Genomic DNA, 15,509 nt, shown 5'->3' with positions numbered 1-15,509 from the left:
ATCACGCCTCGCTGATCACGATATCGGAGTCGCGGACCTGCACCCGGACGGTGGACACCCCCTTTTCGGAGAACGTCACCAGATCCGAGAGCAACCGGCGTTCGATGTTGCGCTGCAGGTGCCGCGCCCCGTACGCCGGGTCGTAGCCCGTTGTCGCGAGCCAGTCGATGACCTCGTCGTCGACGCCGACGGTCCACCCGCGGCTGGCCAGCATGTCGATCGCCCGGTCCACCTCGTCCCGCGCGATCTCGGTGATCGCCGCCAACGAGAGCTCCTCGAACTGGGCGACTTCGTCGATCCGGTTGAGCAACTCCGGCGGCATCGTGTCCTTCAGCGCACCCAGGGCCAGTTCGCGGGACCGCTCCAACCCGGCTGCGGCGCCGAATCCCAACGGTTTCGAATTGGCTTCGCGCACACCGATATTGCTCGTCATCACGACCACGGCGTCACGGAAGTCCGCCGTCACCCCGCGGCTGTCGCTGAGCCGCCCGGCGTCGAAGACCTGGAGGAAGACGTTCCACACCACCGGGTGCGCCTTCTCGATCTCGTCGAGCAGCACGACGCACCGCGGCCGGTTGGCGACCTTGGTGGTGAGCCAGTCGTCCGGGCTGTCCGAACCGACGTATCCGGGCATCGGCCCGGTCAGGCGGCTGACCCCCCAGCTGTCGGAGTACTCCGACATGTCCAGGCGGATCAGCGCGTCCTCGCCGCCGTATTCGACCCGTGCGATTTCGCGGGCGAGTTCGGTCTTGCCGACACCGGTCGGCCCGACGAAGAGGAACACCCCGTTTGGGCGCTCGGGGCGCAGGTCCAGGTTCGACCGGGTCAGCGCCAGCCGTCGGGTGACCGCCTCGATCGCCTTGTCCTGTCCCTTGACCCGCGACTTCATCGCCGTCGACATCTCTTCGACCTTGCGGCGCAGCGCCGGCACCGAGCCGTCGCGGTGCAGGTTGACGATCGTCGCGGTGTCGCGTCCCTCGATAGCGGCCCTGGCCAGGGCGATGTCGAGTCGCCGGGCGGCCAGGCCCGGGTGGGCGAATTTCTCGGTCCGCGCCGGTGGCGCCGACACCGCCGACATCAACTCGTCGTCGGGTCGCACCTTTTCGTAGCGCGCGGCGATCTTGTCGACGGCCCGCTTGATCGCCGCCTCGCCGGCGTCGTCGGTCATCGTCGGCAGGGCGACGATGTGCCCGAAGTCGGTCACATAGGACTCGAACCGCCCGAGGCTCGCCTGTTCGAGGACGACGATGACCCTCGCCTTGGTGCTCTCGCTGGCCCCGCGCAGCGCGCGCAGCATCTCCACCATCGGCAGCTGGTCGCGCAGCATGGCGCGCTGGTCGAGGTCGTCGACGACGATGACCGAGTCGTCGGGTGCCTGGCGCAGCAACCGGTAGAGGTCCTCCGGACTGACTTCCTGGCCGCGGGGGACGCCGAACACGGTGAGTCCGACCCCGGCATCGGCCAGCACCGGGGGCAGCCCGTGGATAAAGCTGGTGCGGCCCGATCCGCGTTCACCGGTGACGATGATCGGCCCGGCGGATTCGGCCAACAGCAGCGCGGCAACCTCGCGGTGCTCGGCCTCGCGGCCCTGGATCCGCTCACCCGCCACCCGGGTGGCCAGGCCGAGGATCTGTTCCCGGTCCCGCGCCGGTTTCTCGCTCTCCGGTACCGAGCCGTCCGCCGCAGTTGGCGTCGAGCCGCCCGCGGCAGCCGCTACCTCGCCGCCGTCCGCCGGCGTCGCCTCGGCGGGCCGGTTCTTCGTGAGCACGACCGGGTCGTCGGTCACCGGCGCCGCATCGACGAGTTCGCGCAGCTTCGCCAGGATCTCCGCACGCGATCCGCTCGACAGCAGTTCCCGCACATCGGATTCGTCACCGACGTAGACGGCATTGCCCAGCCGTTCCTCCACCGCAGCGATGCCGTCCTCGCCGAATGCTTCCCGAAACTCCACCGACCACCGGCGGTCCAGGACCGCGGCCAGGTGCAGGTATCCGGGTGCGTCGCCGCCCCAGCGCTTGACCTCGGAGCGGCTGGCTTCGACTAGTGACTCGACTTCACCACTGTCCATGCCGATCAGTCGTCTTCGTGGAATCGCGTCCCGCCGAACTGCGACTTCAGTTCGTCGTCGATCTTGTCGCCGATTTGGGCCAACAACCGCACGGCTTCCATCAGCTCCGGCTCGTCGAGGTAGTCGCCCTGCAGGCTGTGCTCGAGCGTAATCACAACCTTGCCCGGGTCCTCGTCGCTGGCGTTGAGCCCGATGGTGCCGAAAACCCAGTCGCTGGCATGAAAAGCGATGTACTCGTACAACTCCGGCGAGCGGGGGACGTCGAACAGCACGGGGACCTCGAACTTGACCAGGGTGTCCTTGTCGCCCCACTGGCGCACGCTGACGAATATCTGTGCCGAGCCGTTGCGGATGGTGAACCCGTCTTTCGTCAGGCCGACGTTGTTCAGGTTCGAGACGAGGAACTCCTGCACCTTGCTCTTGACGGCGTCCACGTTGGCCATTGGTTCTCCTCAGCATTGGGGTGAAACGGGTGTCGATTCGCCAATCTATCGGTGCCCGCCGACACTCGCGCCTGATGCGCGGGATCTTCCCTCGAACGGGCTAATCGCCCCTTTCGCCCACCGGAGACCCACCTCGAGCACCGGGCCGGGGAAACGGCCTGTCCTCCACGCCGATTGAAGGAGGCACCGTGAAACCAGGACTCGAACGAGCCGTCGACATCGCCAACCGGGCACTGCGCCACGTGCCCGCGTACCGGGACTTCACCGGTGGCCGGGGCCCGGTCACCGCCGCGGGGTTTGGTTCGCTGCCGCCGACCGGCAAGGTCGACTACTTGCAGCGCTACCGCGTCGCCGACCTGGTGTGGCACGGCGACCCGAGCACGGCCGGCACCTGGTCGGCCACCTCGGGGTCGACCGGCGCGCCGACCTACTTCCCCCGCGATGCCCTCGCCGGAGCCAATGCGGCCTCGGCGTACGACCGGATCTTCCGGGCTTTCGGCGCGCACCACCGCAGCACCCTGGTGGTGGTGTGCTTCGCGATGGGCTCCTGGATCGGCGGCACCTACACCTACCTGGCCGCCCTCGAGCTCAAGCGGCGCGGCCTCCGGATCTCGGTGGCGACGCCCGGGATCGACGCCGACGCGGCCGTCGACGTCCTCACCACACTCGGGCCGCACTACGACCAGGTCGTCCTGGCCGGTTATCCGCCCTTCGTCAAGGACGTCCTCGACCAAGCGGCGCCCGAAGCGCTCGCCCAACAGATCCGCATCTTGCTGGCCGGCGAAGCGATCACCGAGCCGTGGCGCGACCATCTCCTGCGGCGCATCGGGGCGCCGGGCCAGACCGACCGCATCTGTCTCATCTACGGCACCGCCGAGGCCGGCGTCATGGGCCACGAGACCCCACTCACGACGGACATCCGGCGCGCCGCCGTCGCCGATCCGGCACTGGACCGCCTCCTGTTCGGCGAAGCGGGTTCGCGCACATCGACTTTCGTCGAGTTCGACCCGCAGGCACGCTTCACCGAATCCGTCGACGGGTTCCTCCTGTTCACCTGCGACTCCTCGGCGATGCCGTTGATCCGCTACCGCATCAACGACGTCGGCGCCGTCGTCGACGGGCCCGCGCTCCGCGACCTCCTCCACGAGACGGGTCACCACGGCCTCGCCGAGCAGGTTCCCCCGTCGGGCGGATTCCTCACCCTCGCCGGGCGCCCCGACGTCGCCGAGACCTTCTACTCGCTCAACATCTATCCCGCGGATCTGCGCGAGACCTTCGACGACCCGCGCTTCGCCGACGACGTCACCGGGAAGTTCGTGGTCGAGGCCCGGCACGACGACCAGCACGACCAACAGCTGACGATCACCGCGGAACTCTCCACCGCGGCCGGCCTCGGCGACGCGATCGTCCCTGCCCTGACCACCGCCTGCACCGAGGCGTTGAGCCGCAACAACCGCGAGTACCGCGCGCTGCGGGCCAGCATCGGCGATCGCGCCACTCCCCGGGTCAGGCTGTGCCCCAGGGGTTCCGGACCGTTCGCCCCCGCCACCAAACACCGCTACACCGGGAGGTCCTGATGATCGAGATCCTGCACCCCGTCGACGACCGCGCACGCATCGATCAGCTGGCGTCGACCCTGACCACCGTCGACGCCTGGGACGACGCCCGCGACGAGTTGGGCGCCCTCAACCGTTTCGACCATCAGGCGCCGCCGATTCCGCCGGACCTCGACGAGATCAGCCGCTATGTCCACTACCCGTGGCGCGGCGTGCTCGTCCGGCTGCCGGATTCGCCGACGTTCCTGCGGATGCGCACCGCCCGCAACCGGTTTCTGATCACCGACGACGAGCAGGCGGTCTGGTCGTCGTCGCTCATCGCCGTCGCCGGCCTCAGCGTCGGGGCCGCCCTGCTGCACACCTGCTCGATGACCGGGGCGCGCCGGTTCCACGTCGCCGACCCCGACGTCCTCGGCCTGACCAACCTCAACCGGTTGGCCGGATCGGTCTGCGACCTGGGTGTGTCCAAAGCCGTTCTCGCGCAGCGCCGCATACTCGAGACCGACCCCTACAGCGACGTCACCCCGTTCCCCGGCGGATTCACCGCCGACGCGGCGTCGGGGTTTCTCGGCACGGCCGAACCGGTCGGCGTTGTCCTCGAAGAAGTCGACGATCTGGCGGCCAAGGTCGAGATCCGACGCCAGGCGCGGGAACGCGGAATCCCCGTCGTGATGGTCACCGACGACGGCGACGGGGTGATCGTCGACGTCGAGCGCTACGACCTCGAACCGGACTACCCGCTGTTCCACGGGCGCGCCGACGGCATCGAGCGCCTGGGCGCCGACGAGCTGCGCGACCCGCAACGGCGGATCGCCCTGGTGACGGCGATCGTCGGCGACGACATCGGGGAACGGACCCGGGCCGCGCTGGGTCAGGTGGGCCGCACGATCCCCACGTGGCCGCAGTTGGGCACCGCGTCGACGCTGGCGGGCGCCGCGGGGGCCGCGGTGGCCCGGGCCGTCGTCTGCGGTGTGCCCGTCCCGTCCGGGCGGCGGTCGATCCGCCTCGATGACCTGTCGGCCGCGTCGTTAGGCGGGTAGCGGCGCCAGCACGTCCTCGTGGCCGTTACGCCGGCACCAGCTGACGATGTAGCGGGCATGCAGTCCGCACCAGCGGTACACCGCGGCCTGGGTGAGCGGCAGCCGGTCGTCGTGCTCGCGGCGGGCCAGCATGATCGGCCCCAGATAGTTGGGGGCCACTTTGCTGGCGGTGTTCGCCGAGACCTTTGCCGCCGTCGCCAGGGAGGCGTTGTCCACCGCCGCCCCCGAGGCGATCGCCCCGGCCAACCGCCCGGCTGTCGTCCCCCGCCGGCTGCTGAAGTGCTCGTAGAGCGACGGCCGATTGTCGAGTTGCCCCGTGTAGCGCACGCCCTGGCCGAAGGCCACCGCCCGCAGCGCCTCGATCAACGTCTGCAAACCGTCGGATTTGGACACCACACCGGCGACGTCGGTGCGCGCCACCGCCTCGGCGAGGAGGTCGGCCTCGATGGAGGTCCCCTGCCGGGCCAGCAGGACCGGGGCGGTCCGCTTGGTCCGGATCAGCATCTCGATCACGTCGAGCCCGTCGAAGGTCCACTCGTGCGCCGGGTGGTTGAACACCAGGTCCGCGGAAACCACGTCGAACCGGACGCGCGCGGCGATGGCGTCGGCGACGGCGTCGCGATCATGGGCCACCACGACGTGCGCCCCCGCGAACGCGGTCCGCAACGGCGCCGCCACGACGTCGCCCAATGGTGACGCGATGAGTATCCGCAAACCCGAATCCATGTACGCGATTATGCGCGAACCCCATATTCGATGCGCGATCGGGTATCGCGCTATCTCATTTGTGCGTCCCCGTTCACCCATTCGGATCAGATATGCGGATAGCGGAAGTGTATGGGTCATCCAAACCAGTGAATCTAGGTACAGAACGCCGCACCCCTCCCCCGATCCACTGGAGTTTTCGTGACCGCCTCCCCCGTCGACACGCTGTCCGCCTTGAACCTGGGCCCCCGGTTTGACGCCGAAGTCGCCATCATCTGCGAGGGCGATCTGACCGACACCGTCCTCGATTCCTTCATCGAGGGCTCCGGCCTCAGCACCCGACTGGTCGACCTCGACCACGACGAGCGGCCCTACCCCACGGTCCGCGCCGTCGTGGTCCGCACCGCGGGCAAGGTGATGCGCGTGCAGTGGATCCGCGAATTCTCCGGCGCCACGATCATCGCGATCGGCGCCCACGACCCGCAGCACGGCGTGGTGGTCCTGCCCGACTCCCCGCACGGGGCGCGGCGCCTGCGCCAGATCCTGCTCGAGGACCTGCGCGACGAACCCACCCACGCCCCAGTCCACCTCAGCGACCGCGAGCGCGAGGTCATCGTGACCTACACGCTGGGGACCACCGTCCGCGACACCGCCCGTCAGCACTTCATCACCGAGAACACCGTGCGCTCCCACTTTCGCCGGGTGATGCGGCGCTACCGCGATGCCGGCCGACCGGTGACCAACAAGTCCCGACTCTTGATCCAACTGATCGCCGACGGCTGGGTCACCCCCGACCAGCTCAAGTGACCCGCCGCCGGCTTCGCCCCCGCCTTTAGCCGGTCGGGCTGGTACCCGGCTCGGAGAACCCTGGCAGTCCCCTGCCAATGTGGGGAAACGGCTAGAGACCAGACGTCGACCGCGGCGCTCGACGGTCGGCTGCGAGACTGGATCGACGAGCAGCGCCGCAAGGCCGATCCACGACGGGAGGAGTGCGCCAGATGGAACGACTCGTGCCGCCCGTCGTCGACGCGGAACCGCCGCAGTCGGTGGTCGTCGAGATCCCGAACGAGGGAATCGGGCGCAACGCCCTCCTGCGCGCCTACAAGGACGCGATGGTGCGTCCGGTCCCCGACGGCAAGTCGCTCGACCACGCACTCAAGGCCTGGTCCGGGATCCTCGGGGCGGCGCCCTGGTTCCGCGCGGCCCAGCCGACCACGGCACTGGCGTTGCGCAGCCCGGTGGTGCGATCGGACGAACCGACCTTCCGCGAAGCCCTCGCAGCGGTGACGGCGTTCGTCGATCCACTGAGCCGCTATTCCGCCGGCTGGTGCGACAGCCTGAAACCGCTGCGGTGGAACACCTTCCAGCGTCCGCTGTCCGACGCGGTCCACGAGGCCCGACGCTACGGCGCCCGCCGCGTGCACGACGACATGGCGGCGCGGGAACGTGCGATGACTGACCAACCCGCGGTGCAGGAGTCCGAGGAATCCCTGCGCGCCTTTCTGCGCGACCCGAGCGTCCGCCACGCCCGCGACGAACAGATCGCCCTGAACGGCTTCGCGACCAAGATCGCCGAGCTGGTCGACCTCGGCGGTACCCGGACGATGCGGCTCACCGACGAGGAACGCGACCTGCTCATCGAGTGGGAGGAGCGCCTCGTCGACGACTTCGACGCCGCACCCACCCGCGTCCCCACCGAGGAGGAGCTCGACCGGTACCACCGTGTCGCGGTCGCCTTCCTCGAACGCGCCTTCGCCGAGGCCGATATCGACGGTTTCACCCACGACGACGTCAACGAGGCCTTCCGCCGACTGGTGGTCTCCGCCGTCAACCGGCAGATCATCGACCGCCCGCTCGACGGACTCGAACGCGCCATCCGCCCACGGATCCGGGCAGTGGCCGCCGACGACGCCCGGAAACGGCACCGGCAGCGCGAGACCGCGTTCATCGCGGGCGACGACCGCACCGCCGGCGGTGCGCACGACCGGTTCGACGCCCTGCCGGAGGGGGCCGAACGCGCCGCCGACATCGTCGCCATCGCCGCGACCCTCATCGAACGCGACCCGGCCCTCCTCCTCGACGGGCGGCCGTGTTGGGAGGCGCACACCGCGCACACCCTGCTCACCCAACCCCACCTCGCTGCCGACTCGCCCCGACGGTTCGTCCTGGACGCGTGGTCGTCGGGCGTACCGCCTCACGCGCGATCGGCCTCCGCGCCGGCCGCCGCGATGGACGTGCTGCTGATCATGCGCACCGCAGTCGCCCGCGCCACCCTTGAGGCCGACGGCATCGACGAGGGGCAACGCGCATGAGCGGCACCGTTTTCCACCACAGCGACGGCAGCATCTCCGTGCGCGCCGATACCGGGATCGCCGTCGTGCCGGTCACCGTCGGTGACGATGCGGTTCGGGTCACGGTCGACGCCGCCTTCCCCGACCGGGTCGTCGACCTCGCCGCGGCATCGCCGGAGGCGCTTCGCACCCGTGCCGCGCGGTTCCGCGACGGGGATTCGGTCCGCCGGATTGCCGCGGCCGCAGACGGCGAGGTCGTCGACGCGCCGGTGCTGGCCGATGCCTGGGCCCGGATCGCGACGGTCGCCGCGGTCGACGCCGTTCACCTCGGCCCCCTCGACGACGCGGTCGTGCACCTCGACACCGCCCACGCCCGGGCATTGGCCGGGGATCCCGATGCCGACCGGTACTACGCCTTCGGCGCCGCCGTCGTCGACCGCCTCGTCGACGAATTGCGTGCGGCGCAGGCCCACGGTCCGGTCGTCGCGCGCACCGCCGAAGCCGTCGAAGCCGCCTCGGCGGCGGTCTTCCGGCCGGGCCGCCGCGCCGCACTGCTGCGCGCACTGACCGACGCCGACGACGTCACCGATCGGGCCTGGCAGTCGTTGTCCGCCGATGTGGCCGATCCGTCGCCGACGCTGGCCCTGTCGTTGAACCGGGCGGTCACCGTCGACGCCGGCCTCGCCGACCTTGCGCCGCTGCGACCGCGGCTCCTGCGTTTCGACGGCCCCGACGAGCCCGAGATCTCCGTGCGCCACCTCGGCGACGGCACCGTCGTCCTCGCCGCGGCACTGCGCAACGGCGTCGACGAAACGACCGAGCAGGCGGCCGGGATCTTCGCGGTGGTGGCGGACGCGCGCAGCGGCGAACCGGTGGCCCATGCGCCGGCCGTGCTGGCGGACGGACAGATCCGTGCCCGGGTCGCGCTCAACGGCGCCGACCCCCACTCGATCCGATGCGCGTTCCTCGATTCGACGGCCAACCTGGACGCGCTGCGGTTGGACCCGACGGGCATCGCGCTGACCCGCATCGACCGCTACTGCCGCTATGCCTGGAGCCAGCACCGCCTCGCCGGCGCCCTGCGCGCCGCACTCGGCGCGGGAAACACCGCCGCCGAGATCGACCGGGCCCAGGCGGCCGCCGACACGGCACTGTCGATCGCCGTCGATGCCGCCGACACCACACTCGGACTGGTCCGGCAGTTGCGCCGCAAACGGCGCGACACGACCGATCTGGCCCGCCGCGCGGCGGCGTTGAACCGTTTCCGCGACGTGTGTGCCGCCCCGCCCGCCGTGGCCGGTCCCACCGGCCCGACGCTGGCCGAGCTGTGCTCGGTCGCCCTGGGGTGACCGCCGTGGGCGACTCGGTCCTGCTCGTCCGCGCCGTCGACGCCGGCCCGACCTACGTGTCCTACCGGTGGCTCGACGACCCGTCCAATCCGACGGTCCACTCGATCGACCGGCAGCTGCTCACCGAACTCGGGGCCCGGCTGGACGCCGCCCTCGTCGATCCGCGCGCCATCGGCGACCCGGTCCACCAGGTACAGCGGGCGCTGCTGGGACCGCTGTCGCGGGCCGACGCCGAACAGGATCTGAGCCGCGCGGTCACCGCCGCCGTCCTGCCGGGCCGGCTCACCGCCGAGATCGATCGACGGGCCCGGCGCGGGACGGTCCGCATCCGGGTCACCCCGAGCCCGTCGCTGGCCCGCGTCCCGTTCGGCCTCTTGGTCGTCGGGGAGGATCGGCGGCTCTTGGAGGTCGCCGAAATCTGCTACGAGCCGCCCGCCGCGATCCACTCCGGACGGGGGCGCATGCCCGAGCCGTGGACCGACGAGGTCGCGGCCCGCCCGGTCTTGTCGGTGATCGACCCGAAACTCCCCCCGGGATCGGGGCTTTCGCGCATCCTCGGCCCGGTCGCCCGGTCCGCCAACGCCCGGCTGCTCGCCGACCGGGTCGCGGCCGGCCCGCACACCCCGTCGTCGGGGGTCGGGCGGGTCGTCGGGCGGTGGGAGTTGAGCGACGACCTGCGCACCCACCCGGGCCGCCTGCTCTACCTCGGCCACGTCTCCTCGACGCTGGCCATCCCCGGATCGGCGTCGGTCCACCTTTCCGACGACGCCGACACGTGGGGGCTGGCCCGCCCCCTCAACGAGGCCCATGTACCGCTGTCGGCGCTCGACCTGCTCGTCGGGACGTCCGCGCCCGAGTACGGCCCCGACGGGGACGGCCCACCCGCGCCCCACCGGCCCGGGCACGAACTGTGGCCGATGCCGCCGCGCGTTGCGCTGATCGCGTGCGAGGGCGGTGCCGACTACCGCAGCTTGGAGACGTTCGGCCTGGTGATGGCCATCTTCAGCGCCGGCGCCGAGGTGGTGACCACGACCCAGTGGGCCTTGCCGTCCGACGAGGCGTTCCGCCGGTTGGCCGGGGTGGACGCGGTGCCCGGCCCCACGACCGCGCTGGCCCTCGCCGTCGACGACACGCATCGGGCCGCCGATCCGGTCGCCGCGCTGGCCCACTGGCAGCGCCAGCGGCTGCACGCCTGGCGGGCCGATCCGGGTCCGGCCAACTCCCCGCTGACCTGGGCGTCGGTGACCTGCCACGTGTGCCCGCCCCGCGCGGTCCAACCGACGCCGGGACTAGCCTGATGGCCGTGCCCGACGCCCAGTTCATCGACCCGGAATTCGCCGCCTGGTCGCGCGAGTTCGAGCGGCGGTCCCTGCGCGTCCGGGATGCCCAGCAGGCCGATGAGCCCCGCGAGCTCGCCGCGGCCCAGGTCGCGCTCGCCGACCACCTCGCCGGCCACGCCGACCCCACGGTCGTCGTCGGCGTGCTCCGCGACGCCCGACGGGCCTACCGTCGATTCGACCCGCGCCAGGCGGCCCGGTGCCTCGTCGACATTGCGGCGCTCATGGCCGCCGACGGGGATCACGACTACGCCTACCGCGCCTACCGCCAGGCCGCCGGGGAGTTCACCGGCCCCGACGCTGCCGAACTGCGGGCCGACTGCCTGACCGATGCCGGTGCCATGGCGCTGGAATGCGGCGAGTTCGACGACGCCGAACGCGCCGTCCGCGACGCCATCCGGATCTATCACCGCCGCCACCACACGTTCGGAGCAGCCCAGGCACGGATCACGCTGGCCAACGTCTACCGACTCTCCGGGCGTCGGGCGTTGGCCGTGCAGGAGTTCGGGTCGCTGCTGTCGATCTTCGCCGACGGCTCGGTGGAGCACGCCCTGTGCGAGGCGTCGCTGGCCGAACTCCACGTCGACGACGGCGTGCCGTGGACGGCGCGGCCCCTGTACGAGCGGGCCGCGGCAACGCTGGGCGCCATGGGGGTGGTCGAGGAGGCGCTCGACGCCCGGCTCGGTTTGGCCTGGGTGCTCGTCGCGACCGGTGACGGCGAGCGCGGCGCCGAGCTGTTGGCGCAGGTGCGCCGCGAGTTCGAGTCCATGGACCGGCCCGACAAGGTGGCGATCTGCGACTACGTCCGCGCCGCGCACCTGTTGACCAGTGGAGACTTCGCCGGCGCCGATGCGGCTTTCGCCACCGCGGCGGCCGGCCTGATGGCCGCCGACATGCACCACCAACTCGCCAAACTGCAGTGGAACCGGGTCACCCGTCTGCTCCGCGAGGCCGATGCGGTCCCCGCCCGGCAGGACCGACTCGTCGCGGAAGCCGTCGACACCGCGGTGTCGGCGTTGATCGCCGCGGACTACGAGCGCTTCCAGTTCACCGATGCCCGACGTCGGGCCGCGTGGACGACGATGCTCGAGCACCGCACCACGACGACGTTCTGGCTCGTCGAGCAGCTCGGGTCGCCTGGATTGCTCGCCGACCTCATCGAGACCCGGCTCAGCGCCGGCGTCTACGGCGCCGACATCCGCGACGACCACCTGCCGCGCGTCGACGGGTCGACCTCGTCGCGGTCGCCGATTCCCGACGACGGGCTGGCCCTGACCCTCGGGGCCGCCGCCTTGCTGGCGACCGACGCCCTGCCGCTGGGCCCGCCACCCGCCCTCGTCGACGACACCGGCCGGATCCTCCTCGCCCATCAGCGCGCGATGGCCGCCGCCCTCGACCCGGAACTGGGCGACGTGCTGTCCTCGGTTCCGCGCGTATCGGCTTGGTGACGCGCCTACTACTGACAAAGTCCCCCCGACAGCGCTTCGAGGGAGCATTTCCCTCGACGGTCCACCAGAGGAACGATTTCAGCAGCTGGACGAAGAAACGCTGGTCTACCCGCAGGGTTGACCCCGTCAATAAAGCGACCCGATGGCGTCGACACCAGTCTCAATGCTGTGTCCGATGCCGTTCAAAGCATCCACCACGAGGGGTTCGAGTTGCTCTTTGACTGCGTCGGAGACCTGATCTTTCAAGTAGTCCAAGGCGTCAGCCTTGACAATCACCACCAACGACTTGGTGATCGATGATTCCTTCGCGATCTGCGCGACAAAGCTGAGTAGACTGACGCCTTCTTTGTTGTACCCCGCAGCGATGAGTGCAGTGCCAATATCAGCGACCATCTTCGCTTGGGATTTGCGTTGGCGGCGTTCCAGACCGGGGTCGGGCAGTGAGACCGCGATAATGTGTCCCAGCCACAGGTATTCACTCGGATTGGCAGACACGGCCGCAGTCGATATCGGCATGGTTGCTCCGACCACCCCGTTGACCGACTTCTGGATGCGTGTGGCTTCACGAGCCGCGTTACCCTTGGTCCCGAACTGCCGCTCACCCAACACTTTAATGAGGGCCGCGTAGACGACGGTGCGCTTCACGTTGGCATCCGTGCCGCCAGTCTTCGCGAGATTGACGATATGGGGGCTGGCCTTCGCCATGGCCGACGCGAAGTGTCGCTCTTGGTCATGCACCCGAGCCGATTCGGCGGCGGCCGTGTAGGAGAGCACGGTGGCGACGGGCTCAGCGCTGCGCGCGAAGCCGTTCCCAGCAGCCATGTAGTGGTAGTACGCACTGCGGTGGAACGACTTCCTGGAATCCGCATCTCCCATTTCGCGATGTCGCACGGCTCGAGACCTGCCCGTGATAGACGCCGCCACCCGCGGTTCGGGGTCGAGTACGTCCCATGGCCCCGCCGAGCTGCGGACCGACTCATAGAGATACCTGCCCTGTGCGATGACCAGCAGGTTGTTGCTCACCCAGTAGCCGACGACCGCCAGCGGAAAGAACGGAGCCGAAACCAGGACTCCCAGCGGGAATACGTACAACGCCAGCACGTTCATCAACCGTTCTTGTTCGGTGAAGGTAGCGACCCGACGGGAGGCCACATAGCGCGCATTCACATGCGCAGCGATGGCCCCGATTATTGCCAACAGTCCGATCACAACGATGATCCGAGCGCGGCTGGGTATTTCGCCATGGGCACCGAATACTTCAAGCATTGAATCCGGCGACCGCATCGCCACCGCCAAGGGAACTCCAGCGACCCGCGCCGCCATGAAGGAATCGACGTCGGTAGCACTGAAGACGTAGTTGGCTGCGTCCCCAACGGAATCACCGAAAGACTTGATGACATGAAAAAGGGCGATAAACACCGGAATTTGCAGAAATATTGGAACACATCCCATCAATGGGTTGAACTCCGCCTGACGCTGGAGCTTCTGCATCTCCTCGGACATTCTGGCCTGGTCCCCTCTGTACCGACGCCGAATATCCTGCATTTGCGGCTGAAGCTCCTTCATCCGCATAATCGTGCGCTTCATCCTGATTTGCATCGGAATGAACAGCAGGCGAACGGTGGCCACCAACCCGAAGACGGCAAGCATCCAGGACCAGCCGCTGTCTGGGCCGAACACGAGTCCGAATACTTTATGCCAGAACCACAACAATGCCGATACCGGATAGTAGAGAAAATCTAGGCTGGCGATTTCGTATCCCATCGCCGTCGTCATTTGGCTCATTGCGCCTTACCTTCTTTCAACCGGCACAGCAGGGCCGGCATCCCTTCATCGCGGAGAATTGTCATTGCTTCACGGAACCCCGCGCCATAGTTGTCGGACCGGTTGACGATTACGTTTCGGTGCCGCTCCGAGCCGGGGACAAAACGGTTCAGATAGAAGTAGGAGATCGCATTACAGAATCCTTCTTCCAACGAATCGCTCGCGTTGAAGCCCTCACCTCGCGCGTAGGCATGACCCAACTCGTGGACGAAGGTGGAGATCGCGTCGACACGTGGCAAACCGCGACGGAGGACCACTTCGACGCGAGTGACTTTGCCGTTGATCGTCCAATGCGAACACCAACCGGTAACCAGGTGCCGACGCTCAGGCGACCTGTCTTCGCCCTCCGACATCCGAAAGCTCGGCTGGATGGAGAATTCCATCCCCAAACGTTGCAAGTCCCGTAACGCCTTCAGCCCAAGCCGGCCGGCTTCCTTCGCGCTGACCCGCTCGTCGGCACATCGCGGACAGTAGTGGAAGTTGAACTCGTGCACCGACGCCGGCCGATGGCAAAACGTGCAGAACGTCACCGCTTCGGCATGAGCGCCTGCAGGAGCATGCGCGTCGTCGGCCGGCCATCGGGAGCTGCGGTAACCATTCGCAACAGCAGGGTCGCGGCGTCGGCGGGGAATGCCTGCCGGATCCGGGGCGCAGCGTCATCGATCGAATAGGTCAGCGCCGCATCCTCGGTCTCATCGAACAGTCGGATGATGGCCAACCCCAGTTTGAAGATGTCGGTGCTACGGGTGCGCACCTGTCCCTGTGCAAGCAGCATCTCGGCCCGGAAGCCCCCAATCTTGGCCGCCTCTTCCTCGACCGCCATCGTCTCGGGCGTCCGCCACTGCCCCGCGTCACCCTGCGGGATCGGTGGCGCGGAGTCGGCGAGACGGAAGGAGTCGACGTCGAGGAACTTCACCCGGAAGCCGCCGGAAAACAACGCCGGATTGGTCAAGACGACGTTGTTGCCGCTGAGATCGCCGACCACCAGATCATTGTCGTGAATCAGGTGCAATGCATAGATCAACCGAATCGTCAGGCCCACGAGATCCGACCGCGACGGCACGGCCAAGCCGCGCTTGCGGATCTGGGTCGGTGCATCGCACAGCATCTTCAACGAGAACGGCAGCTGCTTCCCGCGCATCTCGAACCAGAACGGATCCTGGATCCGCCCCATCAAGATGCCGACCAGACGCCCGCCGTCGACGACGACGTCGCGCGGCCACACCGTCACACTCAACAAATCCTTGCGACGAGCCTCCGACAACCCATCGGGATAGTCGACGATGAGAGGCAGCCCGTTCGCCAACGCGGCCCCGTGGTCGGCCAGCAGTGATCGCTTGTACTCCTTGAAGACGACCTCGGTCCCGATCTTCGGATGCCGGTACGACGGCACGGAATAGAGGGTGGCCTGGTTGCCGGCATTGAGTCTGACCATCGAGCCGAGGCTC

At 68.8% G+C, this 15,509-nt stretch carries 13 protein-coding genes; 7 read left to right on the top strand and 6 right to left on the bottom strand.

What is annotated here, in order from left to right:
* Position 1 precedes the first annotated feature (1 nt).
* Together GOARA_RS18770 and GOARA_RS20085 are read right to left on the bottom strand one after the other, a co-directional pair.
* Positions 2–2,068, bottom strand: coding sequence for an AAA family ATPase (locus GOARA_RS18770; protein WP_007320666.1), 2,067 nt, complete (start codon positions 2,066–2,068; stop codon positions 2–4).
* 5 nt (positions 2,069–2,073) lie between these two features.
* Positions 2,074–2,511 (bottom strand): T3SS (YopN, CesT) and YbjN peptide-binding chaperone 1, encoded by a 438-nt coding sequence (locus tag GOARA_RS20085; RefSeq protein WP_007320665.1) that lies wholly within the window; start codon positions 2,509–2,511, stop codon positions 2,074–2,076.
* Positions 2,512–2,699: 188 nt separating this feature from the next.
* Here GOARA_RS20085 and GOARA_RS02270 point away from each other — a divergent pair, with 188 nt between their 5' ends.
* Complete coding sequence (locus GOARA_RS02270) at positions 2,700–4,088, top strand: phenylacetate--CoA ligase family protein (RefSeq protein ID WP_007320664.1); 1,389 nt, start codon at positions 2,700–2,702, stop codon at positions 4,086–4,088.
* The gene (locus GOARA_RS02265) at positions 4,088–5,107 is read left to right on the top strand and encodes a ThiF family adenylyltransferase (protein ID WP_007320663.1); all 1,020 of its coding nucleotides are present in this window, start codon (positions 4,088–4,090) and stop codon (positions 5,105–5,107) included. The genes GOARA_RS02270 and GOARA_RS02265 overlap by 1 nt, the downstream gene beginning before the upstream one ends.
* Here GOARA_RS02265 and GOARA_RS02260 read toward each other — a convergent pair.
* Positions 5,096–5,833 carry an MSMEG_1198 family transcriptional regulator gene (locus tag GOARA_RS02260; protein WP_007320662.1) on the bottom strand — a complete coding sequence of 246 codons (738 nt, stop codon included), beginning with the start codon at positions 5,831–5,833 and terminating at the stop codon, positions 5,096–5,098. The two genes, GOARA_RS02265 and GOARA_RS02260, sit on opposite strands and share 12 nt — an antisense overlap.
* Positions 5,834–6,013: 180 nt before the next feature.
* Between GOARA_RS02260 and GOARA_RS02255 the strand changes: the two genes are divergently transcribed.
* From GOARA_RS02255 to GOARA_RS02235, 5 genes are all read left to right on the top strand, one after another.
* A complete protein-coding gene (locus tag GOARA_RS02255; protein ID WP_007320661.1) occupies positions 6,014–6,619 on the top strand; it encodes a helix-turn-helix transcriptional regulator in 606 nt (201 codons plus the stop codon).
* A gap of 191 nt (positions 6,620–6,810) precedes the next feature.
* Positions 6,811–8,124 (top strand): hypothetical protein, encoded by a 1,314-nt coding sequence (locus GOARA_RS02250; protein WP_007320660.1) that lies wholly within the window; start codon positions 6,811–6,813, stop codon positions 8,122–8,124.
* Positions 8,121–9,452 (top strand): hypothetical protein, encoded by a 1,332-nt coding sequence (locus tag GOARA_RS02245; RefSeq protein WP_007320659.1) that lies wholly within the window; start codon positions 8,121–8,123, stop codon positions 9,450–9,452. Before GOARA_RS02250 ends, GOARA_RS02245 begins: the two co-directional genes overlap by 4 nt.
* Positions 9,453–9,457: 5 nt before the next feature.
* Positions 9,458–10,750, top strand: a complete 1,293-nt coding sequence (locus GOARA_RS02240) for a hypothetical protein (RefSeq protein ID WP_245548334.1) — start codon at positions 9,458–9,460, stop codon at positions 10,748–10,750.
* 5 nt (positions 10,751–10,755) lie between these two features.
* Complete coding sequence (locus GOARA_RS02235) at positions 10,756–12,237, top strand: ATP-binding protein (protein WP_138947501.1); 1,482 nt, start codon at positions 10,756–10,758, stop codon at positions 12,235–12,237.
* Positions 12,238–12,363: 126 nt separating this feature from the next.
* Here GOARA_RS02235 and yidC read toward each other — a convergent pair whose 3' ends face one another.
* Genes yidC through GOARA_RS02220 form a run of 3 tightly spaced genes read right to left on the bottom strand, consistent with a single transcriptional unit; the run spans position 12,364 to position 15,496 of the window.
* Positions 12,364–14,022 (bottom strand): membrane protein insertase YidC, encoded by a 1,659-nt coding sequence (gene yidC, locus GOARA_RS18765; RefSeq protein WP_007320656.1) that lies wholly within the window; start codon positions 14,020–14,022, stop codon positions 12,364–12,366.
* Positions 14,019–14,591 carry a protein DA1 gene (locus GOARA_RS02225; protein WP_040521459.1) on the bottom strand — a complete coding sequence of 191 codons (573 nt, stop codon included), beginning with the start codon at positions 14,589–14,591 and terminating at the stop codon, positions 14,019–14,021. Before GOARA_RS02225 ends, yidC begins: the two co-directional genes overlap by 4 nt.
* Positions 14,588–15,496, bottom strand: a complete 909-nt coding sequence (locus tag GOARA_RS02220) for a protein kinase family protein (protein WP_138947500.1) — start codon at positions 15,494–15,496, stop codon at positions 14,588–14,590. Before GOARA_RS02220 ends, GOARA_RS02225 begins: the two co-directional genes overlap by 4 nt.
* Positions 15,497–15,509 lie beyond the last annotated feature (13 nt).

This window comes from Gordonia araii NBRC 100433 (assembly GCF_000241265.1).
In the GTDB taxonomy this organism is placed as follows: Bacteria; Actinomycetota; Actinomycetes; order Mycobacteriales; family Mycobacteriaceae; genus Gordonia; species Gordonia araii.
The sequence above is the reverse complement of the archived record's forward strand: the minus strand, read 5'-3'. Positions and strand labels throughout refer to the sequence as shown.